Annotated in this window: 25 protein-coding genes; 15 read left to right on the top strand and 10 right to left on the bottom strand. The window is 67.6% G+C overall.

Going from position 1 to position 23,798, the window contains the following annotated elements:
* Positions 1-2,040, top strand: a complete 2,040-nt coding sequence (locus tag E0H45_RS39260; RefSeq protein ID WP_131347399.1) for a glycoside hydrolase family 36 protein — start codon at positions 1-3, stop codon at positions 2,038-2,040.
* 14 nt (positions 2,041-2,054) lie between these two features.
* On the opposite strand, the gene E0H45_RS39265 is transcribed toward E0H45_RS39260, so the two are convergent.
* A complete protein-coding gene (locus E0H45_RS39265; RefSeq protein WP_131347401.1) occupies positions 2,055-2,861 on the bottom strand; it encodes a class I SAM-dependent methyltransferase in 807 nt (268 codons plus the stop codon).
* 162 nt (positions 2,862-3,023) lie between these two features.
* Here E0H45_RS39265 and E0H45_RS39270 point away from each other — a divergent pair, with 162 nt between their 5' ends.
* The gene (locus tag E0H45_RS39270; protein WP_420323363.1) at positions 3,024-3,620 is read left to right on the top strand and encodes a TetR/AcrR family transcriptional regulator; all 597 of its coding nucleotides are present in this window, start codon (positions 3,024-3,026) and stop codon (positions 3,618-3,620) included.
* Between the two features lie 54 nt (positions 3,621-3,674).
* A complete protein-coding gene (locus tag E0H45_RS39275) occupies positions 3,675-4,445 on the top strand; it encodes a maleylpyruvate isomerase family mycothiol-dependent enzyme (protein ID WP_131347406.1) in 771 nt (256 codons plus the stop codon).
* On the opposite strand, the gene E0H45_RS39280 is transcribed toward E0H45_RS39275, so the two are convergent.
* Positions 4,442-5,581 (bottom strand): glycoside hydrolase family 99-like domain-containing protein, encoded by a 1,140-nt coding sequence (locus tag E0H45_RS39280; protein ID WP_131347408.1) that lies wholly within the window; start codon positions 5,579-5,581, stop codon positions 4,442-4,444. The two genes, E0H45_RS39275 and E0H45_RS39280, sit on opposite strands and share 4 nt — an antisense overlap.
* Positions 5,582-5,842: 261 nt before the next feature.
* Between E0H45_RS39280 and E0H45_RS39285 the strand changes: the two genes are divergently transcribed.
* The 3 genes from E0H45_RS39285 to E0H45_RS39295 are packed head-to-tail and all read left to right on the top strand — an operon-like array spanning position 5,843 to position 8,548.
* Entirely contained in the window at positions 5,843-6,652 is an 810-nt protein-coding gene (locus tag E0H45_RS39285; RefSeq protein WP_238155654.1) for a hypothetical protein, read from the top strand.
* An 8-nt stretch (positions 6,653-6,660) separates the two neighbouring features.
* Positions 6,661-7,602, top strand: a complete 942-nt coding sequence (locus E0H45_RS39290) for a hypothetical protein (protein ID WP_238155655.1) — start codon at positions 6,661-6,663, stop codon at positions 7,600-7,602.
* Positions 7,603-7,606: 4 nt separating this feature from the next.
* Entirely contained in the window at positions 7,607-8,548 is a 942-nt protein-coding gene (locus E0H45_RS39295; protein WP_238155656.1) for a hypothetical protein, read from the top strand.
* 8 nt (positions 8,549-8,556) lie between these two features.
* On the opposite strand, the gene E0H45_RS39300 is transcribed toward E0H45_RS39295, so the two are convergent.
* Positions 8,557-9,123: a helix-turn-helix domain-containing protein gene (locus E0H45_RS39300; RefSeq protein ID WP_131347410.1), complete on the bottom strand. Its 567-nt coding sequence runs from the start codon at positions 9,121-9,123 to the stop codon at positions 8,557-8,559.
* 33 nt (positions 9,124-9,156) lie between these two features.
* Between E0H45_RS39300 and E0H45_RS39305 the strand changes: the two genes are divergently transcribed.
* Together E0H45_RS39305 and E0H45_RS39310 are read left to right on the top strand one after the other, a co-directional pair.
* The gene (locus tag E0H45_RS39305; RefSeq protein ID WP_202872741.1) at positions 9,157-10,050 is read left to right on the top strand and encodes an ornithine cyclodeaminase family protein; all 894 of its coding nucleotides are present in this window, start codon (positions 9,157-9,159) and stop codon (positions 10,048-10,050) included.
* Positions 10,051-10,060: 10 nt separating this feature from the next.
* Positions 10,061-11,176, top strand: a complete 1,116-nt coding sequence (locus tag E0H45_RS39310; protein WP_131347414.1) for an aminotransferase class I/II-fold pyridoxal phosphate-dependent enzyme — start codon at positions 10,061-10,063, stop codon at positions 11,174-11,176.
* Here the strand turns inward: E0H45_RS39310 and E0H45_RS39315 are convergent.
* Genes E0H45_RS39315 through E0H45_RS39340 form a run of 6 tightly spaced genes read right to left on the bottom strand, consistent with a single transcriptional unit; the run spans position 11,164 to position 17,258 of the window.
* Complete coding sequence (locus E0H45_RS39315; RefSeq protein WP_131347416.1) at positions 11,164-12,156, bottom strand: aldo/keto reductase; 993 nt, start codon at positions 12,154-12,156, stop codon at positions 11,164-11,166. The genes E0H45_RS39310 and E0H45_RS39315 overlap by 13 nt on opposite strands.
* Positions 12,153-13,298, bottom strand: a complete 1,146-nt coding sequence (gene solA, locus E0H45_RS39320) for an N-methyl-L-tryptophan oxidase (protein WP_131347419.1) — start codon at positions 13,296-13,298, stop codon at positions 12,153-12,155. Before solA ends, E0H45_RS39315 begins: the two co-directional genes overlap by 4 nt.
* Positions 13,295-14,074 carry an amino acid ABC transporter ATP-binding protein gene (locus E0H45_RS39325; RefSeq protein ID WP_131347421.1) on the bottom strand — a complete coding sequence of 260 codons (780 nt, stop codon included), beginning with the start codon at positions 14,072-14,074 and terminating at the stop codon, positions 13,295-13,297. Before E0H45_RS39325 ends, solA begins: the two co-directional genes overlap by 4 nt.
* Positions 14,071-14,937, bottom strand: coding sequence for an amino acid ABC transporter permease (locus E0H45_RS39330; protein WP_131347423.1), 867 nt, complete (start codon positions 14,935-14,937; stop codon positions 14,071-14,073). The genes E0H45_RS39325 and E0H45_RS39330 overlap by 4 nt, the downstream gene beginning before the upstream one ends.
* Complete coding sequence (locus tag E0H45_RS39335) at positions 14,934-15,995, bottom strand: ABC transporter substrate-binding protein (RefSeq protein ID WP_238155657.1); 1,062 nt, start codon at positions 15,993-15,995, stop codon at positions 14,934-14,936. The genes E0H45_RS39330 and E0H45_RS39335 overlap by 4 nt, the downstream gene beginning before the upstream one ends.
* Before the next feature lie 9 nt (positions 15,996-16,004).
* Positions 16,005-17,258, bottom strand: coding sequence for a lyase family protein (locus E0H45_RS39340; RefSeq protein WP_131347425.1), 1,254 nt, complete (start codon positions 17,256-17,258; stop codon positions 16,005-16,007).
* 56 nt (positions 17,259-17,314) lie between these two features.
* On the opposite strand from E0H45_RS39340, the gene E0H45_RS39345 reads away from it, so the two are divergent.
* From E0H45_RS39345 to E0H45_RS39355, 3 genes are all read left to right on the top strand, one after another.
* The gene (locus E0H45_RS39345; protein ID WP_131347427.1) at positions 17,315-18,055 is read left to right on the top strand and encodes a FadR/GntR family transcriptional regulator; all 741 of its coding nucleotides are present in this window, start codon (positions 17,315-17,317) and stop codon (positions 18,053-18,055) included.
* A gap of 82 nt (positions 18,056-18,137) precedes the next feature.
* Positions 18,138-19,124 (top strand): NAD-dependent epimerase/dehydratase family protein, encoded by a 987-nt coding sequence (locus tag E0H45_RS39350; RefSeq protein WP_131347429.1) that lies wholly within the window; start codon positions 18,138-18,140, stop codon positions 19,122-19,124.
* Between the two features lie 17 nt (positions 19,125-19,141).
* On the top strand, positions 19,142-19,522 hold the full coding sequence (locus E0H45_RS39355) for a RidA family protein (protein ID WP_131347431.1): 381 nt from the start codon (positions 19,142-19,144) through the stop codon (positions 19,520-19,522).
* On the opposite strand, the gene E0H45_RS39360 is transcribed toward E0H45_RS39355, so the two are convergent.
* Positions 19,484-20,218 (bottom strand): N-acetylmannosamine-6-phosphate 2-epimerase, encoded by a 735-nt coding sequence (locus E0H45_RS39360; protein ID WP_131347433.1) that lies wholly within the window; start codon positions 20,216-20,218, stop codon positions 19,484-19,486. The genes E0H45_RS39355 and E0H45_RS39360 overlap by 39 nt on opposite strands.
* A 119-nt stretch (positions 20,219-20,337) precedes the next feature.
* Between E0H45_RS39360 and E0H45_RS39365 the strand changes: the two genes are divergently transcribed.
* The 4 genes from E0H45_RS39365 (at position 20,338) to E0H45_RS39380 (ending at position 23,794) form a co-directional block, all read left to right on the top strand.
* The gene (locus tag E0H45_RS39365) at positions 20,338-21,105 is read left to right on the top strand and encodes an SDR family NAD(P)-dependent oxidoreductase (protein WP_131347435.1); all 768 of its coding nucleotides are present in this window, start codon (positions 20,338-20,340) and stop codon (positions 21,103-21,105) included.
* Positions 21,105-22,115, top strand: coding sequence for a Gfo/Idh/MocA family protein (locus E0H45_RS39370; protein WP_131347437.1), 1,011 nt, complete (start codon positions 21,105-21,107; stop codon positions 22,113-22,115). The genes E0H45_RS39365 and E0H45_RS39370 overlap by 1 nt, the downstream gene beginning before the upstream one ends.
* A 218-nt stretch (positions 22,116-22,333) precedes the next feature.
* A complete protein-coding gene (locus tag E0H45_RS39375; protein WP_131347439.1) occupies positions 22,334-22,825 on the top strand; it encodes a P-loop nucleotide/nucleoside kinase family protein in 492 nt (163 codons plus the stop codon).
* 117 nt (positions 22,826-22,942) lie between these two features.
* A complete protein-coding gene (locus E0H45_RS39380) occupies positions 22,943-23,794 on the top strand; it encodes an ABC transporter substrate-binding protein (RefSeq protein WP_131347441.1) in 852 nt (283 codons plus the stop codon).
* Positions 23,795-23,798: the final 4 nt, after the last annotated feature.

Below are 23,798 nucleotides of genomic sequence, written 5' to 3' on the forward strand. Positions count from 1 at the left end.
GTGAGCCTGCTGCACTGGAGCACCCCTGACCTGACCCTCACCTTCACGCTCGCCGACGGGCCGGTGCGGTTGGTCGCCGTACGCGAAACCACTCAGCCCGACGGTCCCCTGCCGGATCCGAGCCAGCCGCTGGTCGAGGTCTCGGCCATCGGATACGGGCACAGCAGCAACCGGCACGCGAACACCGTGCTCGGTCAGCGACTGCGCTATGTCCGTCACGAGGACAGCGAGACCACGTTGCGGATCCTGCAGGAGGACCCCGAGTCCGGACTGCTGGTCACCAGCGTGTTCGAGGCGCGGGCCGGCGTCCGCGCCTGGTCGGAAGCATCGATGACCCAGCCCGGGACGCTCGAGCTGACCTTCCTTTCCTCCCTGGTCGTCGGTCTCGAGTCCGTCGACGCCGAGCTGTACTCCGCCGCCAACAGCTGGATGGCTGAGAGCAGGTGGTCAGCACAGGAACTGCGCGCGGGGGCGCTCGCAGACATCGTCAGCGAGGGGCATCATCACGTCGCCAACACGCGGCATGCGGTGACCAGCACCAACTCGTGGTCCTGCGGCGAACGGCTGCCGATCGGCGTCCTGGTCGATCGAAGTACGGCGTACGCGCACGGCTGGCAGATCGAGCACAACGGACCGTGGCACTACGAGCTCGGAGAGAGCCGGCGCGGAGGCTACCTGCTGCTGAGCGGCCCGACCGACCTGGAACACCAGTGGACCGTGGAACTCACCGAGGACAAGCCGTTCACGTCCGTGCCGGTGTCGCTCGTCGCCGGGACTGATCGCGACAGCGTGTTCGCCGCACTCACCCGTCAACGCCGAGCGATCCGTCAGCGGCGGCCGATCGACGACCGGATGCCAGTGATCTTCAACGACTACATGAACACCCTGCTGGGCGATCCGACCACGGAGAAGCTCCTGCCGCTGATCGACGCGGCCGCCGAAGCCGGCGCGGACTACTTCTGCATCGACGCCGGCTGGTACGCCGAAGGCGACTGGTGGAACACCGTCGGGGCCTGGCAACCCTCGACCACCCGTTTCCCGAACGGGCTCGCCGAGGCGATCAAACGTATCCACGATCGCGACATGGTGCCTGGGCTGTGGCTCGAACCGGAAGTCATCGGCGTGCGGTCGCCGATCGCCGGCGAACTGCCCGACGACGCGTTCCTCACCCGCCGAGGCATCCGGATCGCCGAAGGCGGTCGCTACCTGCTCGACCTCCGCAGCGCTGCCGCCCGCAAGCATCTCGACGACACCGTCGATCGGCTGATCGAGGAGTTCGGTGTCGGCTTCTTCAAGTTCGACAACAACACCGTCACCGGTCCTGGCACCGACAAGGGCGGTACGTCGCTGGGTCACGGACTGCTGGAACACAACCGGGCGATCCTCGACTGGCTCGACGGTATCCATACCCGCCACCCGGACCTGCTGATCGAGAACTGCGGTTCCGGCGCGATGCGGATGGACTACGCGATGCTGTCCCGCCTCCACCTGCAGTCGACCTCCGACCAGGAAGACCCGTTGCTCTACGCACCGATCACCGCGGCCGCGCCGGCCGCCGTACTCCCCGAACAGGCCGGCCACTGGGCCTACCCGATCACCGGGACCACCCGCGAACAGTTCACCTTCGCTCTCGTCAACGGCATCCCCGGTCGCCTGTACCTCTCCGGTCATCTCAACCGCATCACACCGGCCGAGCTAGAACTGGTCCGCTCGGCACTCGCCGCCCATCGGGAAATCCTCGAGGATCTCGATTCGCTCGTCCCCGCCTGGCCCCTGGGCCTGCCCGGATGGACAGACGACTGGATCGCCCTCAGCCTCAACGGCCCGGAAACCACCTACCTGACCCTGTGGCACCGCGCGGCCGGCCCCGCCACCATCAGTCTCCCCATCCCTCGAGCGACGATCACCCCACACTTCCCCGCCGACGACACCGACTGGACCTACACCTGGGCCGACGACGACGTCCTCACCGTCACCGCCCACACCCCCGAGCCCTCCGCCCGCGTCGTGCGCCTGACCCACACCAGGGAGCGAACCTGATCCGGCGCCCCGGCTCATGCCCGGGCTGTCGCTCGGATGGCTTGGAGACGGCCATCGGACAGGGCAGTGGTGAGGTTCTGCAGGCGCTCACGGAAGTCGGGGACAAACGCGTGGAGGCCGAGCGGGCTGGGCGGCAATGCTCGAACCGCTTGCATCAGCTTCGCGACCTCCTCGGTCGGATCCGCCCAGTGGTCGATGGTGAATCCGGCTGCCTCGATGCCGGCACGCAGGGCTGCCGGCGTGCTCAGATGACTGTGGGAGGGTATCTCTGCCCACGGTAGTGGGTAGTCGAGTTCGCGTCCGTTACCGGCCGTGATGTCCCACAGCGCGAGGCGACCGTCGGCCTTCAGGACACGCCTTGCCTCCTGGTAGAGCTCGTCCTTGGCTGCCACGTTCATCTGGACATGCTGGCTGAACACGACATCGAACGACGCGTCGTCGAAAGGCAGCGCAGTCACGTCCCCCTGCCGCACCATGATCCGATCGTCGAGGCCCACCAGGCGATTGAGCCACCGAGCGGTCTCGCAGTACTCGTCGGAGAGGTCAACAGCTGCCACGGCGCATCCGAACCGGGATGCGAGATAACGTGCCGTTCCTCCGACGCCCGTACCGGCATCCAGCACTGAGCTCACGGGCGTGATGTCGACCAGATCGGCGAGCTGTGCCGTCGCAATCCGCCCGCCGGTATGGTAATCCTCCAGCATCGCGAGGTCGGCGGCCTGCAGCGCGTGCACATCTTTGCCCGCGGCAATCAAGGCCTGCTCGATGTCGGCCCGGGACGTCCCGGTCACGTACTGGGTGGACAGCCTGCTGTCGCTCATACCTTCTCCTCCATCAGAGGTCCCTCACTTCACCCTTAGTGGACACTGTCCACATTAGCTCGACATAGTGGACAGCGTCCACATTGTTATCGTGGCCCGGTGGACAACGGCGAAGCGGCACCGGACCAGGCACCACGATCGCGACGGCGACCGCGCGGCGACGTGCGCGCCGGCCTGATCGCGGCCGGAGTCGAACTGGCCCGCAGCGGTGGGCCCGAAGCGGTGGTGCTTCGCGAAGCCACCCGGATCGTCGGCGTCGTACCCAACGCCGCCTACCGGCACTTCGCCGACCGCGACGAACTCCTCGCCGAGGTCTGCACCGCCGCGATGAACGAACTGGCCGACCGGATGACGGCCGACCTCACCCGGATCCGCGGCAAACGCGGCAATCCGGACGCGGCGCGACGCCGGCTGGGTGCGATCGGGTCGGCCTACCTGAGGTTCGCTCAGGAAGAACCCGGCCTGTTCGCCACCGCTTTCGCCGTGCCGCGGCGGCACTCGTACGCCGACCGCGACGGCGCGACAGACGGATCGATTCGCAGCACCCCGCTGGGACTCCTGCGCGCCGCCTTGGACGAACTCGTGGAAGCCGGCGTCCTCGATCCACAACGACGTGACGGCATCGAGTACCCCATCTGGTCCGCCGTCCACGGGACTGCCGAACTCACCGGCCAAGGACCGCTCCGTGACGCCCCGGACGCCGAGCTCCGCCGGATCGAGGCCCTGACCCTGACCTTCATCAGCAACAGCCTCACGTAGCCCGAACCAGGCGGCCGGCGGAAGAAAGCCGTGGGCTCTGAGGTTGGGCCTCGTATGACCACACTTGTCGACCGCATCCTCGCGGCGCTACGTGCCAACCACGACACCCTCGCCGCACTGGTGCCGACCTTGTCCGACGAACAGCTGAAGGGCCGCAGCGGAGCGGCGGAGTGGACCGTCGCGCAGGCGCTCTCGCACCTCGGAAGCGGTGCCGAGATCTCCCGCAAGCCGATCGCGGTCGCCGCAGGTGAGCACGTCGATGCCGAGGACAACCAGTCGATCTGGGCCCGCTGGAACGCCTCGTCGCCGGCCGACCAAGCGGCCGGGTTCGTCAAACACAACGCGGCGTACCTCGACACGGTCGCCGGGCTCAGCGCCGAGCAGCGTGATCGCCAGATCGACACGGGCATCCTGCCCCAGCCGGTGCCGCTGGCGGTCGCGCTCGGCCTGCGGCTCAACGAGGTCGCCAACCACGCCTGGGACGTCCGCGTCGGTGCCGACGCGTCGGCGACCGTGGAGCCGGACTCGGCGGAGCTGCTCATCGAGCTCTTCGGCGGGCCGCTGGCTTTCCTGCTGGGTTTCTCCGGCAAGCCCGACCAGCTCGAGCAAGAGGTCCGCCTGGCGATCCCGGGCGGCGGCATCGAGATCACCGACGCGGTCACCGTGGCCGACGCGGTCGACGACCCGACGGCCACTTTCGAGGGTCCGGCAGAGGCCGTAGTGCGGCTGCTGAACGGACGGCTCGGCGCCGGGCACGCCGCAGGTGTGAGCGTGACCGGCAACGTCACGCTGGACGAACTCCGGAAGGTCTTCCCCGGCTACTAGCCTTGGCCGAATACGTCCCGGATCGTCTCGAGGAAGCCATAGCCGTTGTGAATGTCGGGGAGTAGCGCCGAGCCCTCGGTCCACTCGTTCCATGCGTTGACGGTGATGATCGGATGCGGTTGACCGTGGCGTTCGAGGAACGACTTGGCCAGCAGCAACCCTTCCTTGAACTCCTCGGGCGATGGATCGAACGTCGTCGTCCACGGATAGCGGCCGCGCTCGAACGCGCGGCTCTGGTCGGTGCGCGGCGAAGCGTCCCACCCGACGGTCACATTCGGGTAGAACGGTACGTCGAGCTCCGCGGCGTACCGCTCGTACTCGGCGAACGCGGCATCGCGCAGCGGGCCGATCTCGGCGCGCGGAAACTCGAACCCGCCCAGGTCGGCGTGGTGCACCCAGACGTACGACGTCGCCGACCGGAAGCCGAGCTTCCGCACCAGGTCGGCCGGCTCGTCGACCGTGATCGCCGTGGGCAGTACGCCGACGCCCCAGATCACCGCATCGAGGTGGAGCCCCACGAAGCCCGCCTGCCGGGTCTGCTCGTCGAACCACTGCAACGCGTCCGCTGTCTCCTCGACGCCGCCGAGACCGATGATGAGGTTGCCGAGTTCGTAGATCGACAACCAGGGCCGACCGTCGACGGTGAGGTAGTTCGGGCGCGCGAAGTACGTGTCGATGACGTGCCTGGCCAGCTTCTCGAAGGCGGCACGATCGATCGCCCCGTTCTTGAGCCGCTGGGGTGAGTCGTTCGAGGGGTCGTCGTGCGGGAAGATGTCGACGAGTTCGTGGTTCGCCCACATCAACGCGAACTTGACGTCGTTGCTGTTCCGGGCGGCGAGCAGGCCATTGTCGAGGGCCGCCTGGAGATACGGGCCGTCGTCGTACCAGTAGTAGTCGACGAGAAACCCGTCGACGCCGTACTGCTTGGCAAGCCGGATCTGGTGTTCCGCAGCGGCCGGGGTGGACTCGTCGAAGCGGCCGTCGACAGGGATGCGCGGTTGCCGGTGCCCTTCGAACCGTGGCCGCGCCGCTTCGAGAAGCTTCCATTCGTCCCAGTCCTGGCCGAACCACTGGGCGTTCCGAGGATCGCGGTGCCAATCGGGGAAGTAGTACGCGAGTACCTGTGGTCGATCCATCAATCAATCATTTCATTGTTCGGCGGGGGTGGGTTGGCGGGTGTCCGGGCGCAACTTTCCGGTCCCGCGCGGTATCGAGTAAGCAGAAGCGTTACTACGTACGGTGAACCCGAGGGGCTGGCAATGTCCGGTCGACTGAGCAAGGCGGCGGTTGCCGCGTTCCTGGTAATAGGAGTCACCCCTGGGGCCGCGCAAGCGGTGGGTGCGGGAAGGTCTGCGACAGAGCAGGCGTCAGCTGGTTGTTATGTCCATGTCGGATCCGTGACCGCCGGGGGCGACCACGGCGGCAAGCTGGTCACCGTCGGCGCTGCGTCGACCGACGAGCCGGACACCGGCGTCTACCCGGCCGGGGCGGTCCGGGTCAGCGGGTCGATGGAAGCCGATCCGGACGTGACCGGGTACGGCGGGTGGATCGGCGGATACACCGTGCTGGGCTCGTCCATGTACGCCACCTCCTACTACCTCACCCTGGACGGGGACGTCGACCGGACCAGGCCGACCACCTATCTGGTCGGTGGTGGCTGGGGTGACACGACGTACTTCGAGACCACCCGCTTCTGGGACTACCCCAAACTGCCGAACCTGATCAGGCAGTACCAGCTGCGGGCCGACGGGACGCTGAGCCGTTGGGACATGCAGTACAACAACGCCAACGCCACGGTGAAGTGGGCGAACAAGCAGTCCGCGCCCGGGTTCTCCGCGGTGAAGACGATGGCCATGATCAGCCAGACGCTGACGTACGACACTTTCCTGGCGAACACCCGCGGCGGAGCGCTCTACACGATCAGGGTTCCCCGCACCTCACCGATGAAGCCGATCGTGAAGAAGGTCCGTACCTCGACCTGGCAGGCGTTCGACGCGCTGGTGGCCGAGAAGTGCGGGCAGTACGGAACGATGCTGGTCGGCATCGACAAGGACACCCAGTCCGCCTACGCGTACGCCGTCGGGCACGCGAACGGCACGGCCACCGTGATCCAGGGGCTCGGCAAGGTGCCGGCCACGTTCGCAGATCCGGTGTACTTCCGGCGCCAGATCCGTCAGGGCGACGCCCAGATGCTGTTCGGAGAATGAGGACCATCATGTCCGTTCGACTGACCACTGCCTTCACTGCAGCCGCCACCGCGATCCTCTTGACGGGGGCCGGTACTGGCGTCGCAACCGCAAGAACGACGGCCGGTACGGCCGCCTCCGCAGCCTGCCGCCTTGCCCCGGGATCCGTGACGGCCGGCGGCGACCACACGCGCACTATCGTGACGGCCACGTCGCCGCCGACGGTGCAGCAGACCCCTGTTTACACCGACATCTACCCTGACGGCCAGGTTCGGCTGAGCGGGTCCCTCGAGAATGATCCGGACGTCACCGGGACCGGCGGGCGGTTCTCCGGCTACGTGGTGATGGGCTCGACGATGTACGGCAGCGGCTATCTGCTCAAGGAGGACGGCTCGGTCGACCGGCCGACGGTCGGCCTCAGCCGGGTGGGCGGCGGCTGGGGTGACGCGACCTTCTTCGACTCGACCACGTACTGGAAGTATCCGGATCCCCCGATGTTCACCACGAAGTACTCGCTCCGCAGCAACGGCACCATCACCCGCTGGGACGACCGCTCCGGGTCGGTCTGGGGAAACAAGCAGACCGCGACCGGATTCGCCGCGGTCAAGACGATGGCGCTGATCAGCCAGACCACGACGTACGACACGTTCCTGGCGAACACCAGGGGCGGCGCGCTCTACACGATCCGGATCCCCCGGACCTCGCCGATGAAGCCGATCGTGAAGCTGGTTCGCGCCTCGACCTGGCAGGGCTTCGAGGCCCTGGTGATCGAGAAGTGCGGCATCTACGGAACGGTGCTGCTCGGCATCGACAAGGACACCGGTGCGGGCTACCTGTACGCCGTTGGCCACGCCAACGGCACCGCCACCGTCATCAAGGGACTCGGCAAGGTCCCGGCGAAGTTCGCCGACCCCGTCTACTTCCGCCACGTCCTCCGCCCGGGCGACAATCAGATGCTGTTCGGGGAGTGAGGTCATGATGTCGAAACGACGCAGTACTGCGGGGCGTGTGGCTGCTGCTGCCGCGCTGGTGACGGGGATGCTGGCAGTGGCTCCGGGCGAGGCCCTGGCCGCTGACACCACCGCCACCGCGGCGTGCAAGATCGAGGTCGGGTCGGTGACCGCCGCTCGCGGTCACACGGACAGAGTGATCACCGCCGGCTCGCCGGCAACGGTGCAGGAGAAGCCGAGCTATCCCGACATCTACCCCGAGGGCCTGCCTCGGATGAGCAGTGCGATCACCAACGGACTCGTCCTCCCCAGTCCCGGCCGCATGTACTCCGGCCACGTGGTGATCGGCTCGGGCCTCTACAGCGGCTACTACATCGTCAAGGAGAACGGCGAGATCGACCCGGAGCAGCACCACAACTTCCGGGTCGGCGGCGGCTGGGGGGACGCCACCTTCCTCGAGTCGAGCTACCCGAACGATACGGACCCCTGGGCCTTGGTCAACCACTACTCGCTGCGCAGCAACGGCACGCTCACCCGGTGGGACTCCAAAGGCGGGTTCGGTTGGACCAACCCACAGTCCGCGGGCGGGTTCGCGGCAGTGAAGACGATGGCGCTGCTCAGCCAGACGTCGACGTACGACACCTTCCTGGCGACCACGCGGGGCGGCGCTCTCTACACGATCCGGCTCCCGCTGACCTCGCCGATGAAGCCGATCGTCAAGCAGGTCCGCAGTTCGACCTGGCAAGGCTTCGAGGCGCTGGTGCTCACGAAGTGCGGCGTGTACGGATCGCTGCTGCTCGGCATCGACAAGGACACCCAGTCCGGCTATCTGTACGCCGTTGGCCACGCCAACGGCACCTCGACCGTCATCCAGGGCCTCGGCAAGGTCCCGGCAACCTTCACCGACCCCGTCTACTTCCGCCACATCCTCGAGCCCGGCATAGAACCGCTGCTGTTCGGGGAGTAGTTCTGGACTCAGGTGGTGGGGTGGACCACGCGGATGAACGTGGTTCTGTTGGTGGGGGCGGCATAGGAGTAGGTGCGATCGCTGGCCAGGCGGGCAGACATTCCGGGGGTGAGGGTGACTGCCTGCTGGTCAGCGGTCAGCACGAGGATGCCGGCGGTCACGAGGATGAGTTCCTCGGTGCCGGACGGGTCGGGTTCGGCGTTGTAGCGATCGCCTGGTTGCAGGGTCCATTCCCAGAGTTCCGGACCGCCTCGGCGGGAGCCGGCCGCATGCAGGACGGCCCGGCTCCCGGCGTCGTTGCGCCAGACCTCCGTCGGTTCGGACACCTGCAGCGGCTCGGTGGACGACGGTGCCGAGAGGGCGGCGAAGTCGACACCGAGCGCGTGGGCGATCTTGTCGACGGTGACCAGACTCGGATTCGCCGTCCCCTGCTCGATCTGGGTGAGCATCCGCCGGCTCAGGCCGGCCCGGTCCGCGAGGGTCTGCACGGTCATGCCGCCGGCCTGGCGGCGCCGTCGTACCTCACGGCCCAGCCGCTCGATGAACGCCGTACTCCGGTTCTCGTCCGTTGACATCCACCCTCCGAGATGCGCACTATATTTCCCACTATGAGCATCAGCATACCCATTGTGGAGCAGTTGCCTTCGTTGCCGCCCAAGGACGTCCTGTCCGCGGTGCGGGCGGCGTTCACCGAACTGGCGGCCGGGACCGCGGTCCAGCCGCCGCAGACCGTCACGTTACTGCCGGGCGGTGGCGACGTGATCGCGTACCAGGCCGCGACGAGTGACGCGTACGCCGCGAAGGTGTCGCCGTACCTCCCTCAGACTGACGGTTCCGCGATCGTCACCGCGTGGACCCTGGTCCTGAGCACTCACACTGGTCGCCCGGTCGTGCTGTGCGATTCCAAAGCGCTCACCGTCGAACGGACCGCGGCGACGACCGCACTTGCCATCGACCTGCTGGCGAGGCGCGACGCATCCACCTTGGCCATCATCGGCGCCGGCGCTCAGGCGCACGCCCACCTGCGCTATGCCCGCGCAGTCCGGTCGTTCGCCGACGTACGGATCTACAGCCGGTCGCTGCGCGCGGCTCAGGACGGGACGATCGCCGCCAGTGCGGACGAGGCCGCTGCCGGAGCAGACGTCGTACTGCTCTGCACCTCGGCGGGCGAGGCGGTCATCGACGTCGGCGCACTCCCGGCCGGCACCCTCGTGACCTCGATCAGCACCAACGTTCCGCGGGCCCACGAGATCGCGCCGGCCGCGTTGCCGGACCTCGAGGTGTACGGCGACTATCGGCCGACGGTCACGGCCTCCGCCGGGGAGATGGTGATCGCCGCCGAGCAAGGCGTCTGGGCGCCGAAGCAACTGCGTGGTGATCTGCCCGAGTTGCTGACCGGCGCGTGCGAGCGCCCGACTGGCGAGCGTCCGGTGTTCTTCCGTTCGATCGGCCTCGGGATCGAGGACCTCGCCATTGCCCGTCTGCTCGTTCCGTCCAGCTGAGAGGTCCTCGATGTCCTTCACTCCGTTCGCACTGGAAGAGTGGCAGTCGCGGTACGAGCACTCGGTCGCCTACAACCTCGCCGACAGCGGATGCCACCCGGTCGCGCTGGGCGAACTGCTCGGCGACGATCCCGAGGCGGTACGGCGGTTGCTCGCGATCGACCTGCACTACCCGCCGGTCGGCGGGACGGATCGACTGCGCGCGTTGATCGCCGAGTGGCACGGCGCCGACCCCGCGAACGTCCTGGTCACCGTCGGCGCAGCCGAGGCCAACGCGATCACCGTCTCCAGTTTGGTGTCCCCCGGCGATCACGTGGTGGTGATGGAGCCTGGGTACCGGCAGGTGCGGGGCCTCGCGCTGAACGCGGGCGCCGAGGTCGACGCGTTCCCACTGGATCCCGACAACGGGTGGCGCCCGGATCTCGCAGCGCTCGAAAGCGTCGTACGTCCGGACACGAAGCTGATCGCGATCACCAACCCGAACAACCCGGTCGGCACGATCCTGACGCCGTCCGAACTCGCGGCCGTCGTCGCGGTCGCCGAGCGAGTCGGCGCCTGGGTACTGGCCGACGAGGTCTACCGCGGCACCGAGCGGCTCACGGACGAAATCACGCCGAGCTTGTGGGGCGGTTACGACAAGCTCGTCTGCGTCGGAAGTCTGTCCAAGGCGTTCGGTCTGCCCGGGTTGCGGCTGGGGTGGCTGGTCGCACCGCCTGCGATGGTCGAGGCGACCTGGCGCCGCCACGAGTACGCCACGATCGCCACCAGCATGCTGTCCATGCACCTTGCAGAGGTCGCCCTGCGGTCCCGCGACCGGCTTCTCACGCGCAACCGCGCGCTGATCCGCGACGGCTACGACCGTCTGTCGAAGTGGGTTGCCGACAGCAACGGTCTGCTGTCCGTCGTCGCACCGCAGTCCACGGCGCTGGCCTTCGTCCGTTACGACCTTCCGATGACCAGCGCCGAGGTCGCCGACGCCCTTCGTACTGAAGGCAGTGTTCTGGTCGGAGCAGGCGAACACTTCGGCATCGAGTCGCACCTGCGCATCACCCACGGGCTGGAACCCGGCTACCTGGACGCAGCGCTCAGCAGCATCACGAAGGTCCTGCGGACCTACCAGGCGTAGGCCTCGGGTGCGGTGCCCGGTCCCGGGAAGATCTCGTCGAGGGCGGCGAGAACGTCCCGGGGCAGGGTCAGCTCGGCGGCGGCGATGCCGTCCTGGAGATGCTGCACGGTGCGAGCGCCAACGACCGGCGCGACAACGGCGGGCTGGTGGCAGAGCCACGCCTGGGCTACGACTGCGGGCGAGTGGCCGAAGTCGCGGCAGAGTTTCTCGTAGCGTTCGAGCTTCTCCCGGTGGGTGATCAAGTTGCTGGTCGCGCGGGAGCTTTCGCTGCGGGCAGCCTTGTCGGACTTCGACAGGATGCCGGCCAACAGTCCCGAGTTCAGAGGTGAGTACGGCATGACTCCGATGCCGTACGACGTACACGCGGGAAGCACCTCGAGTTCGACGGCGCGTTCCATCAAGTTGTAGATGCTCTCCTCGACGACGATGCCGAGCAGATCGCGGCGAGCGGCGGCCTCCTGGCCCTGGACCAACTGCCAGGCCGCGAAGTTACTCGTTCCCGCGTAGCGAATCTTCCCGGCCTGCCGGAGATCGCTCAGGGTCTCCCAGATCTCGTCCCAGCTGGTCGAGCGGTCGACGTGATGCAGCATGAAGACGTCGAGATGGTCGGTCCGGAGCCGGCGCAACGACGCGTCGCAGGCCCGCCGGAGGTGGACCGACGACAGGTGCAGGTCGTTCACACCGGGCCCCATGCGCCCATAAGCCTTGGAAACAAGGACGATCTGATCCCGTCGTCCCGGGTGTTTCGCCAGCCAGTTGCCGATGATCCGCTCGGTCAGCCCCTTCTCCGCGGAGTCGTCGGCGATGGTCCGGTTCGCGTCCGCGCCGTACACGTCGGCGGTGTCGATCAGGTTGACGCCGGCGTCGGTCGCGGCGTCGAGAATCGTGTGCGCCTCGTCCTCAGGTGTCACCGGGCCGAAGTTCATCGTCCCCAGTGCGATCGGGCTCACCCGTACGCCGGAGCGCCCCAGCGTCCTCATGCCGTCGCTCCGAACCGGTCCGGCGAGAAGCGACCCAGCGCGATGTCCGAGGCACCTTCTACGGCGAGGTCGACGGTGATGTCACCGACGGCGGCCGCGTGCTTGAACCCGTGCCCCGAGAACCCGCCCGCCAGCACCAGTGACGGTGCCGCAGCGGGTATCCCGATCACGAAGTCCCGGTCCGGTGACTTCGAGTTCATGCACGGCGTCGCCGCCGCCGCGACCGGGTCGAGCCCGGGAAAGGCACGCCGTACGAACGCCTCGACGGGGTCCGTGTCGACCGGGCCGATCGGATAGTCGTTGCCCGAGGCATGCTCCAGCAACGGCTTGAACGCCGACGCCGACCCCACACCCACCTTCACCCCGCGCCCGTCCACGTCCGGTATCCCCCACCCGTCGAGGTCTCCGCTCTCCCAGATGAACGTCGGGAACCGCTCCGGACCGTACGCCGCCCGATCCGCTCCGGTGAACCACACCAGCGGCGACCGCTGGATCTGCAACGGCAGCCCCAGCTCCGGCACCAGATCGGTGAACCAGGCGCCGGTAGCAACGATCGCCCGCCGCGCGGAGATCGTCTCCGCCCCGACAGCGATCCGTACGCCGGCATCGTCGTACTCCAGCCCGGTGACCAGAGTCTCGAACCGCAACTCGGCGCCGGCGGCCTTCGCCAGGCCCAACGCCGCGCGGATACACCCTTCCGGATCGAGTACGCCGGCGCCCGGCTCGAATACACCTACATCGCCCGGCGCGACCGCGAACTGCGGATGCCGGTCAGCCAGCGCATCGGCATCGAGCAACTCGATCTCGACGTCACCTTCCCCCGCGCACCGCACCGCGTCACGCACCAACTCACCCTCCGCGGCGCCGACGCACAGGCCACCCGAGCGGTAGAACACCGTGGCGCCGCTGTCACGCTCGAGCTGCGCCCAGAGCCGCTCCGCGCGGTTGACGACAGGCACGTAGTCGATGCCTTCGAACACCGTCTTGCGGAAGATCCGCGACCCACCGTGCGACGATCCGCGCGCGTGCGCCGGCGTGAACTGCTCGAGGCCGATCACCGAGGCCCCGCGCGCGGCGGCGCGCCACGCCGCGGCCGCCCCCATCGCTCCGAGTCCGAGAACGGCCACGTCGTACGAAGTCATGTCAGCACCTTCGAGAGAAAAGACTGTGTGCGTGGGTTGGAAGGATTGTTCAGTACGGCGGTCGGCGGCCCCTGCTCGAGGATCACGCCCTGATCCATGAACACGACGACATCCGCGACCTCGCGGGCGAACCCGACCTCGTGGGTGACCACGATCATCGTCTGCCCTTCGGCGGCAAGCGCCCGCATCACGTCGAGCACCTCGCCGACGAGCTCCGGATCGAGTGCCGACGTCGGTTCGTCGAACAACATCAGCTTCGGGCGCATCGCCAGCGCTCGCGCGATGGCCACTCGTTGCTGCTGGCCACCGGACAGTTGGCGGGGATAGGCGTCGACCTTGTCGGCAAGACCGACCCGGGTCAGTAGCTCGATGGCCCGGGCCCGCGCCGACGTACGGTCCTCGCCCCGGACCAGCACCGGACCGGCCATCACGTTCTCGGCCGCTGTGTAGTGCGCGAACAGGTTGAAGTCCTGGAACACCATCCCGACCTCGGCCCGCTGCCTGCTGATCGCCTTCTCGTCCAGCTCGTGCAGCTTGTCGCCGTCCTGCCGGTAGCCGATCAGGTCGCCGTCGATCGAGATCCGGCCGGACCGGATCCGCTCGAGATGGTTGATGCATCGCAGGAACGTGCTCTTCCCGGAACCGGACGGCCCGAGGATGCAGACCACCGTGCCCGGCATGACATCGAGGTCGACGCCTTTCAGTACTTCGTTCGCACCATAGTTCTTGTAGACCCGCTGGGCCTGCAGCAACGGCCTGGTCATGTGCTGGGTCATGTTTCTTCTCCTGCCGAGAACCGGCGTTCGATCTTGCCCTGGGCAACGGTCAGGACCGAGGTCAGCGCCAGGTACCAGATGCTGACCACGATCAGCAGCGGGATGGTCTGGAACGTCCGCGCGTAGACGATCTGCGCGCTGTAGAGCAACTCCGGGATCGCCAGCACGCTGACCAGCGAACTGGTCTTCAGCATCGAGATGGTCTGGTTCCCGGTCGGCGGGATGATCACCCGCATCGCCTGCGGCAGCACGATCCTGCGCATCGTCGTCATCCTGGTGAAGCCGAGCGCACTGGCCGCCTGGAGCTGACCGGCCGGCACCGAGACGATGCCGGCCCGGACGATCTCGGCCATGTACGCCGCCTCGTTCAGCGCGAGCCCGAGGAACGCGGCGGTCATCGGCGAGATCAGCGCGTTCGCGTTCAGAGCGGTCAGCTCCGGTCCGCCGAACGGGACGCCGACCACGATCCGCGGATACAGCGCGCTCAGGTTGAACCAGAACACCAGCTGGACGAGTAGCGGCGTACCGCGGAAGAACCAGATGTAGACGCCGGCGGCGCCGGACAGCAGCCGGTTCGGGGATCCGCGCATCACCGCGAAGACGACGCCGAGCAGGATGCCGGTCAGCATCGAGACAGCGGTCAGTGCCAGCGTCAGCAGCAGGCCGCGCAGGATCGTCCGTGCGAGCAACCACGAGAAGACGACGTCCCACTGGTAGCGCGGGTTGGTCAGCATCGAGTAGACCAGCATCGCGGCGAGCAGGACGACGACGGCCGCGGCGGCCCACCGCCACGGGTGCTTCGGCGGGATCGCGCGGATCTCGAGCTCGCCGGTCCGTGGGGTGTCCTGCACCTCGGTGGTCATGCGCAGCCTTCACGAATCGGCTGGTAGTAGTACGTGTGCCCCGGCGGGATCGCGGCCGGATCGGTGAAGACCAGCGACTTGTTCACGGTGCCGTCCGGCCCGACGCCCCACGGCGCGCTGACCTTCTGGTACTGGTCCGACAGGGTTGCGCCCTCGACCGCGACGCCGGTGTTCCAGAACCTCGAGATCTGCGCGTAGTCACCGTTCTCGATCAGATGGTTGATCGCCGCCTGCAGCGCCGTGGTCACGTCCTTCTTGCCCTTGGGTACGGCGATGCCCGCGATGCTGTGACCCGTCTGGTACGTGCTGACGACGCACAGTCCTTCGGCATGGCCGGCGGCGTACTCGACCTGAGGCTTGTCACCGACGACCACGTCGGCCCTGCCCGAGGCGAGGTTGAGGACGACGACGTTCTGGTCCGGGATCTGGTTGATCGTGATCGCCTTCTTGCCCTCGGCAACACAGTCCTTACTCGCGTCGGTGAGCGCGTCGACCTGACTGACGCCCTTCTGGACCGCGACCCGGTAACCGCACAGGTCGGCGAAGGAGCCGACCTTGGTCCCGCTGCCCTTCTTGATCAGGAACCCGCCGCCGGACAGGTAGTACGAGACGAAGTCGACGGTACCGAGCCGTTCGTGCTCGATGCTGAACCCGGCGATCCCGCCGTCGTACTTACCGGCCTGCAGACCCGGGATGATCGAGTCGAAGGAGATGTTCTTCCACTCCACCTTCAGCCCCATCGCGGCGCCGATCGCGTTGCCCAGATCGATGTCGTACCCGATCAGGGTCTTGTTGTCCTCCTTGCAGTACTCCAGCGGCGGGTACGGCGCGTTCGTCGCCAGGACCAGCGTGCCCTTCTGCTTCAGGGCCGCCGGCACCAGCGCCTCGACCGCGGGATCGGCCTTGGTCACGGGCACCGTCGCGGCGGTCGACGCAGGCGTCGAGCCGGGAGTGGAGGCCGCATCGGACACGGTAGTGGGATCCGCGCACGCGGCGGCGGTCGTCAACAGCAAGCCTGCGAGCAGGCACCCCCAGAAGCCCTGCGATCGATGCGTCATGACATCTCCTTATCGATGTACGCTCCGCGCCGCGGATTCGTAGCCGTCGGTCGTGGCAGTCAGTACGGCGGGCTCGAGGGAGCCTGCCAGATTGCGGGCGACCGTGTCCTCGCGCCAGCGCAGGCCGGTGATGCAGCGCTCGGCGAAGACCTCCGACACCCTGTGCAGGTTGGTGAGTCCGTCCAGCAGGCCGAGCGTGACGACCGGGGCCATCGCTGAGACCTCCAGTTCGCCGACCTCGGTCGCACTCCGCGCCGTCGCGGTCGCGCCGTTCAGCAGGAACGACACCTGCATCACCAGCTCCGGGATGACCGGGTTCACCTTGCCCGGCATGATCGAGCTCCCGGCCTGTACCGCGGGCAGCTCGATCTCCCCGATCCCGCCGACCGGCCCGGACGCCAGCAGCCGCAGGTCCCGCGCGATCCGCGCCAGCACCCGCCCGGCCCGGCTCGCGGCCTCGGTGACCGCGGTCAGTGGTTCGAGCGAGGCCAGCGAGTACGACGGACTCGGTGCGGCGGTGAGTGCGAGGCCGGTGATCTCCGTCAGCTCGTCCAGTGCGGCCTCGGCGAAACCGGGCGCGGCTCCGAGTCCGGTACCGACAGCGGTCCCACCGAGCGGTACGGCGTACAGCTCGGACGCAGCTGCGACGAGGGCATCCATCGCCGGGCCGATGCTGGCCGCCTGACCGCGGTGGAAGTCGGCGACCGGGATCGGTACGGCGTCCTGCAGGCAGGTACGCCCGAGATGGACCAGGTCGTCGTACTCGACGGCCTTGTTCTCCAGGGACTCCGCGACCCGGCGCAGGCTCACCAGGGCCTGGTCGATCAACGGGATGACGGCGATCGCGATCGCAGTCGGCATCACGTCGTTGGTGGACTGGCCGCGGTTCACGTGGTCATTGGGGTGTACGACGAGGTCCGACAACTGGGATGCGCGGGCGGCGAGGACCTCGTTCATGTTCATGTTGGTCGACGTACCGCCGCCGCCCTGGACCACCGGCAGCACGAACTGGCCGAGATGCCGACCGGCCCGGACCTCCGCACCGGCCGCGACGATCGCCCGGCCACGGGTCTCGTCGAGCTCGCCGAGCGCGACGTTGGCCCGGGCGGCGGCGATCTTCACCGCCGCGACTGCCTTGACCAGCTCGGGCCGCTCGGACAGCCGCGGCCCGGCCAGCGGGAAGTTGGTGAGAGCCTGTGCGGTCTGAGCGCCGTACAAGATCTCACCGCCGTTCAGATTCGCCAGGTGGTCAGACCAATTCATGGACAGGACTATGGCGATTGGCCTGACCACCTGTCAACCTGTTCTAGACTTTTGAGGTGAACACGTCCGACGAGAGCCCCTTCGCCCCGGTGGCCACACCCCGGAGCGCACCCGCCCAGGTCGCGGACCAAGTTGTGGCAGCGATCCGCGACGGCCAGATCCAGCGCTACGACCGCCTCCCCGCCGAGCGCGAACTGGCCAGGCTCCTCGGCGTCAGCAGGCCGACACTGCGTGAAGCACTCGCCGGCCTGGAACTGGCCGGCCTCGTGCGGTCCAGACAAGGCCACGGCACGGTGGTGATCGCGTCTCCGGCGCATGTGGCGAACTGGGGTGCCGAGGTCACGCCGATCCAGGTGTTCGAGGCTCGACTGGTGATCGAGCCCGAACTCGCCCGGCTCGCGGCGGAGAAGCGGTACCCCGACGACATGGCGGCGCTGCAGGAAGCCGGCGCCGAACTGGAGCAGGAGTTCGCCGAGACGGGTCACTACCGCAGCGACCTACCGGTCCACCGCGCCGTCGCCCGCGCCGCCCGCAACCCCGTCCTGGAAACCGCGCTCGAGGAAGCCCTGCGGCACACTGAATCGACCCGCTGGATCGAGCTCCGGTCCTCCGCCCTCCGCCCCGAGGTTATCCGCGAGGGCCACGTCGACGAGGTCCGCCAAGTCATCCAGGCCATCACCCAGGGAAGCCAAGGCGAGGCCGCCGACATCTGGCGCCGCCACCTGATCCACTTCCGCGACGAGATGCTCACCGGCCTCCACGACGAGGACGGTCTCAACCAGCCTGCTCCTCGTTGATGACGCGGGCAACAACGGCGCGGCCTACCCTTGACGTCGAGCTTGCTCACGTCATGATCTGCGACCTCGAGGAGTTGTCTGAATGACTGGCTTGCGTGTGCTCTTTCTCGGCGGGACGGGGATCATCAGTTCGGCCTGCTCGTGGCGAGCAGTTGAGGCAGGGCTCGACCTCACGGTCGTCAACCGAGGCAAGACCTCGACTCGCCCGCTTCCTCCGGAGGCGCGAGTACTCACCGCTGACGTCGACGACGCATCGGCGTTCGCCGCAGTTGCCGGCCAGGACTTCGATGTCGTGGTCGACTGGTTGGCGTTCACACCGGAGCAGGTGCGCGCTCGCACCGAAGCGCTGCGAGGACGAGTCGGCCAGTACGTCTTCATCAGCTCGGCATCGGCGTACCAGACACCACCGGCCCGGCTGCCGATCACCGAGTCGACACCTTTGCGCAACCCGTTCTGGCAGTACTCACGCAACAAGATCGCCTGCGAAGACCTCCTCACGGCGCTGTATCGCGACGAGGGTTATCCGGTCACGATCGTGCGGCCCTCGCACACCTACGACCGCACCCTCGTCCCGTTCGACGGCGGCTGGACGATCGTCGAACGTATGCGCCGCGGTCAGCCCGTCGTGGTCCACGGCGACGGCACCTCTCTGTGGACCCTGACCCACCACCGCGACTTCGCCCGCGGGCTGGTTCCGTTGCTCGGCCACCCCCGCACCCTCGGCGAGGCCTTCCAGATCACCTCCGACGACGTCCTCACCTGGGACCAGATCGCGAACGCACTAGCCGCCGCGGCCGGCACCTCCGCCCAGATCGTGCACGTCCCGTCGGACGCCATCGCCGCCGTGCATCCGGCGTGGGGTGCCGGTCTGCTCGGCGACAAGACCCACTCAGCCGTCTTCGACAACACCAAACTCCGCCGAGTCGTCCCGGACTTCGTCGCCACCATCCCGTTCGAGTCCGGCGCCCGCGAAATCGTCAGCTGGTACGACGAAGACGCGGCCCGCCGCCGCGTCGACCCCAGCATCGACGAAGCCATGAACACCCTGATCGCCCGCTACACAAGCTGACCAAGGGAGGAACCGTCATGGCACGGCAGATCATCACGACCGCGAACGCGCCGACTTCGCCGCTCTACAGCCAGGCAGTCAAGGCCGGACCCCATGTGCACGTCTCAGGCACCGCCGGTATCGACCCGAGCACCGGCAGCCTCGTCGAAAGCACCATCCAGGCTCAGACAAGGCAGGCACTGACGAACTGCGAGGCGATCCTGCACGCCGCCGGCGCCACACTGGACGACGTCATCGAGGTAGGCGTGCTACTCGCCAACCCCACCGATTTCACCGGCCTGAACGAGGAATACGCGCGCTGGTTCCCGTCCGAGCCGCCGACACGGTACGTCGCCAAACTCGGCCCCGACCTCCCCGGGCTACTCGTCTCGATCCGGATGACGGCCTTCATCGGATAACGCCGTCCTACCGTGGGTCAGTTGTTCTGCGAAGGTTTGGGTGATGCGGGTGGGATGGGTGATCGCGGACCCGACGACAACGGCGTACGAGCCGGCTTCGAGGCAGGCCAGGGCGTCGTCGGGGTTGCGGATGCGTCCTTCGGCGATGACCGGGACGGTCAGCTGCGCGACGAGTTCGGTGAGCAGGTCGAGGTCAGGCCCCCGGGTGACCGGACGCTCGCCGGTGTATCCGGCCAGCGTGCTTCCGACGCAGTCGGCGCCCGCTGCGACGCTGTAGAGGGCATCGTCGAGACTGCCGCAGTCGGCCATGACCAGGGCACCTGCTGCGTGGACGGCGGCTACGGTCGCGGCCAGGGGCTGTCCGTCGGGGCGGTCGCGGCGCGTTCCGTCCACGGCGACGATGTCCGCTCCGGCCGTGACACAGTCCAGTGCGTCCGCGACGGTCGGCGTGATGAAGACGCCGTCGGCTCCGCGTTTGACCAATCCGATCAGGCAGACGTCGACGAGTGGGCGAATGGCCTGTAGGTCCTCGATGCCCTGGGCTCGGACGCCTTTCGCACCACCTGCGACGACGGATTGCGCGACGGCAGCCATGATGGCCGGGGACCGCATCGGCTCTCCCGGGTACGCCTGGCAGGACACAACGAGCCCGCCCTTCAGCGAGGCGAGCCGCGAGTCGCCGGTATGCGCGATCATCCGCTCATCCTCCTCGTCTCTGTCTTCCGCGGCGAGCTGTACGAGATCTCACTCTGACGTACGTGCGATCCTCAAGCCACGGCACACCGGCTGACGCACCACCCCATCGAAAGGACGCCATGAACGCCATGCAGAAGTTCTCCCTCGAGGGCAAGGTCGCTCTGGTCACCGGCGGCAGCCGGGGCCTTGGACGCGCGATGGCCGAGGCGCTCGGCGACGCGGGTGCGGCGGTGGCGGTGACGGCGCGCACGCTCGCACCGGCCGAAGCTGCCGCGAACGAACTGCGCGGGCTCGGCATTCGCGCGTACGGCGTCCAGCTCGAGGTGTCCGATGTCGAGGACGTCGAACGTGCTGTCGAGCAGGTGAGTACCGAGTTCGGCGAGATCGACGTGTTGCTCAACAACGCCGGTATCGGCGTCGCCGGCCGGGCCTTCGAGACGCCCGACGAGGCGTGGCATGAAGTGTTCTCCGTCAACGTCGACGGCGTCTGGTACTGCAGTCGCGCGGTCGGCCGCCGGATGGCGCAGCGAGGAGGCGGCACCATCGTCAACGTCGGTTCCATGTCGGCCGAGATCGTCAACCAGCCTCGCTGGCAGGCGTCGTACCTGTCGTCCAAGGCCGCGGTCCATCAACTGACGAAGGCACTGGCGGCCGAGTGGGCGCCGCACGGGATCCGCGTGAACGCCATGGCGCCGGGGTACTTCCTCACGGAGATGTCGCCTGTCGACCAGCCGGAGTTCAAGCAGTGGTGTGTCGATCCCGCCGCGATGAAGCGCTACGGTTTGCCGCCGGAGTTGGGTCCGGTGGCGATCTTCCTGGCGAGCGAGGCGTCCAGTTTCATGACCGGCTCTGTCGTCAAGGTCGACGGCGGCTTCACACTGTTCTGATGGTCACCATAGGAATTGTCGGCGCCGGGTTGCGCGGGAGGCTGTTCGCCGAGGCCCTCCGAGGGCAGCCGGAGGTCACCGTCGTCGGGCTCGCCGAGCCCTCGGCCAAGGTGGCCGAGGAGGCCAGGGCCGCCACGGGTCTACCCGTCACCGCGTCGCATCCCGAGTTGCTCGAGGCCTTCGATCCGGACGCCGTGATCGTGGCGACCCCCGACTTCGCCCACCGTCGGATCGCCGTCGACGTAGCCGAGGCCGGTAAGCACCTGCTGATCGAGAAGCCGGTCGCCACCACCCTGGACGACGCCCTCGCCATTGCCGCTGCGGTCCACCGCTCGGGCGTTCGCTGCCTTGTCGGCTTCGAGAACCGCTGGAACCCTCACGTGGTACAAGCCAAAGCAGCGATGGCGAGCGTTGGTGAACCGATCACGGCATCAGCCACCCTGAGCAACTCCTTCTTCGTGCCGACCACGATGCTGTCGTGGGCTGCACAGTCATCACCGGCGTGGTTCCTGATGCCCCACACCGTCGACCTTGTTCTGTGGCTGACGGGCCGGAGGCCCGTATCGGTCAGCGCGGTCGGATCTCGTGGTGTCCTGGCGAAGCGCGGCGTCGACACGTGGGACGTCGTACATGCCTTGGTTGCCTTCGACGACGGATCGACGGCGACGCTCTCGTCGGCGTGGACCCTCCCGGATGCCGGTGACGGCATCGTCGACTTCCGGTTCCAGGTGATCGGCACCGAGGGGTCGGTGACCGCGGATCTGTCGCATCAGGGCCTCACCGTGGTCAGCGACAAGTACCGGTCGGCGTGGCCGGTCTCCGGCCGGATCGGGCGATCACAGGTCGGCCCTGCCGTCTGGATGGTGCAGGACTTCGCGGCCGGACTCGTCGACGGCGGAGACCTCGGACCGGACATCGACCACGGCGTACTCGTCACCCAGATCATCTGCGCGATCGAAGACTCCATCACCACCGGCCAGACCGTGCAGCTGACCGCCCCGACCATCTAGTACTACAGCCGGACTTCGTGATGTCGGCGCATGCCCGGACGTGTATCACTCACCAACCGATCGCAACCGATCGCCGCCGTCGCGCACGGCGGGTTGGGGAGGATTTTGTGCCCGATTCGGCACATTATCCTCCCCGGGCCAGGTTGTGCACCCGGGCTGGAGCTCCTGTCACGGAGTCCGGCCGTAGTACTAGGACGCCCTGGATAGACTTGATTTATATGATCTTTTGGGTGGGTGGCCCGGCGGGTGCGGGTAAGACGACGGTTAGTCAGTTGCTGGCGCGGAAGTACGGGTTTCATTGGTACAGCGTGGATGCGCATGCTTTCGATCATGAGGAGCGGGCGGCTGCGGCGGGGCTTCATGTGTTGGGGACCGGGCCGGGGGATTTTGATCGTCGGCCGATGATCATCGAGGACATTCAGGCCCTGCCTGTGTCGGTTGTTGTCGAGGGCGCCTTTGTCACTCCCGCGATGGCTGGGGTTGCCGAGAACGCCGTGTGGCTGATGCCTTCCAAAGACGAGCAGCTCGCACGACTGGAAGGCAGGAATCCGGGCGGCGATCACAACGGTCTGGTCTGGGGTTGGGAGCTGGTCCGCAGTCAGCTCGAGGGGACCGGCGCACACGTCATCGTGGTCGATGGTCAGACAGTCGAGCAGACACTCAAGGCAGTCGAGCAGAGCTTCGGTGCTCTGCTGGGAAGCGAAGGATGATGTCCAAGCCGCCGGCCGTCCTCGGCGGCGCCCCTGACACGCTGTACCGCTGCGGCTAGCGGTGAGACGACTGATGATGGTCTCTGCGTGTCAACTCGACGGGAGGACTGTGCCGGCATGGAGTCCAGTGGTTGGTCGTTCGACGATGATCGGCAGCAGCACCTAGCGCTGGCCGGTCGCCCGGCGCGGGTGCTTGCGTACGCTCAGGCTGCACAGACGTTGGAGCAGCTCGGCGTACCGGTTGTGGGCTATTTCGGCTCTCAGCACCACGCCGAGAGTGGTGCGGTTCCCGCGGCGGCAGGGCTGGACGGGCCCTGCGTCGGCTCCGGTGACGGCATCGACATCGACCTGGTCAAGTCCCTGCGTCCCGACCTCGTGGTGGGTGTCACCTACGCGGGTGAGGTGTACGGCGTCGCGCCGCCTGTGGCCGACGAACTCGAAGGCCTCGCGCCGAGTCTGCTGATCGGCATCGCCGGCGACCGGACTCTCCAATCCGTCATCGGTCGCTTCCACGAACTGGCACAAGCACTGACCTCGGACAGCATCCCGGATTCCGAAGCTGACCTCACGTCGGCGGTCGCTGCACTCAGGACCAAGCTCACTCAGGATCCGCCGGTGCAGGTGGTGGCCCTGTCCGGCGGCACCGAAACCGACGCCTACGTGGCGAACCCGGCCTACTGGCCGAGCCTGCACTTGCTCGCCGACGCAGGCGTCCACTTCACACCGACCACCACAGCCGGCGGGTGGGAGGTGGTGAAGTGGACCGAGCTCGCCACCAAGCACCCCGCGGGCATCGTCCTGTACGACCAGGGCCCGAACTCACTGGGCGCCGATCGCCTGGCCGACATCCCCGGGTGGTCCGAGGTCCCAGGGGTACGCACCGGCAAGGTGCTGCCCTGGAATCCCGAACCACCGCTGACCTTCACCGCCGCCGCAGCGTTCGTCACGACCCTCGCCGAACACCACTAGCCGC

Source organism: Kribbella soli (assembly GCF_004331345.1).
In the GTDB taxonomy this organism is placed as follows: Bacteria; Actinomycetota; Actinomycetes; order Propionibacteriales; family Kribbellaceae; genus Kribbella; species Kribbella soli.

What these genes read in the sequence shown, in the direction of transcription:
- E0H45_RS39265 (WP_131347401.1), bottom strand. Translation starts at nt 2,861, where the DNA reads ATGAGCGACAGCAGGCTGTCCACCCAGTACGTGACCGGGACGTCCCGG.
- E0H45_RS39275 (WP_131347406.1), top strand. Translation starts at nt 3,675, where the DNA reads ATGACCACACTTGTCGACCGCATCCTCGCGGCGCTACGTGCCAACCAC.
- E0H45_RS39280 (WP_131347408.1), bottom strand. Translation starts at nt 5,581, where the DNA reads ATGGATCGACCACAGGTACTCGCGTACTACTTCCCCGATTGGCACCGC.
- E0H45_RS39290 (WP_238155655.1), top strand. Translation starts at nt 6,661, where the DNA reads ATGTCCGTTCGACTGACCACTGCCTTCACTGCAGCCGCCACCGCGATC.
- E0H45_RS39295 (WP_238155656.1), top strand. Translation starts at nt 7,607, where the DNA reads ATGATGTCGAAACGACGCAGTACTGCGGGGCGTGTGGCTGCTGCTGCC.
- E0H45_RS39300 (WP_131347410.1), bottom strand. Translation starts at nt 9,123, where the DNA reads ATGTCAACGGACGAGAACCGGAGTACGGCGTTCATCGAGCGGCTGGGC.
- E0H45_RS39305 (WP_202872741.1), top strand. Translation starts at nt 9,157, where the DNA reads ATGAGCATCAGCATACCCATTGTGGAGCAGTTGCCTTCGTTGCCGCCC.
- E0H45_RS39310 (WP_131347414.1), top strand. Translation starts at nt 10,061, where the DNA reads ATGTCCTTCACTCCGTTCGCACTGGAAGAGTGGCAGTCGCGGTACGAG.
- E0H45_RS39315 (WP_131347416.1), bottom strand. Translation starts at nt 12,156, where the DNA reads ATGAGGACGCTGGGGCGCTCCGGCGTACGGGTGAGCCCGATCGCACTG.
- solA (WP_131347419.1), bottom strand. Translation starts at nt 13,298, where the DNA reads ATGACTTCGTACGACGTGGCCGTTCTCGGACTCGGAGCGATGGGGGCG.
- E0H45_RS39325 (WP_131347421.1), bottom strand. Translation starts at nt 14,074, where the DNA reads ATGACCCAGCACATGACCAGGCCGTTGCTGCAGGCCCAGCGGGTCTAC.
- E0H45_RS39330 (WP_131347423.1), bottom strand. Translation starts at nt 14,937, where the DNA reads ATGACCACCGAGGTGCAGGACACCCCACGGACCGGCGAGCTCGAGATC.
- E0H45_RS39335 (WP_238155657.1), bottom strand. Translation starts at nt 15,995, where the DNA reads ATGACGCATCGATCGCAGGGCTTCTGGGGGTGCCTGCTCGCAGGCTTG.
- E0H45_RS39340 (WP_131347425.1), bottom strand. Translation starts at nt 17,258, where the DNA reads ATGAATTGGTCTGACCACCTGGCGAATCTGAACGGCGGTGAGATCTTG.
- E0H45_RS39350 (WP_131347429.1), top strand. Translation starts at nt 18,138, where the DNA reads ATGACTGGCTTGCGTGTGCTCTTTCTCGGCGGGACGGGGATCATCAGT.
- E0H45_RS39355 (WP_131347431.1), top strand. Translation starts at nt 19,142, where the DNA reads ATGGCACGGCAGATCATCACGACCGCGAACGCGCCGACTTCGCCGCTC.
- E0H45_RS39360 (WP_131347433.1), bottom strand. Translation starts at nt 20,218, where the DNA reads ATGATCGCGCATACCGGCGACTCGCGGCTCGCCTCGCTGAAGGGCGGG.
- E0H45_RS39365 (WP_131347435.1), top strand. Translation starts at nt 20,338, where the DNA reads ATGAACGCCATGCAGAAGTTCTCCCTCGAGGGCAAGGTCGCTCTGGTC.
- E0H45_RS39370 (WP_131347437.1), top strand. Translation starts at nt 21,105, where the DNA reads ATGGTCACCATAGGAATTGTCGGCGCCGGGTTGCGCGGGAGGCTGTTC.
- E0H45_RS39375 (WP_131347439.1), top strand. Translation starts at nt 22,334, where the DNA reads ATGATCTTTTGGGTGGGTGGCCCGGCGGGTGCGGGTAAGACGACGGTT.
- E0H45_RS39380 (WP_131347441.1), top strand. Translation starts at nt 22,943, where the DNA reads ATGGAGTCCAGTGGTTGGTCGTTCGACGATGATCGGCAGCAGCACCTA.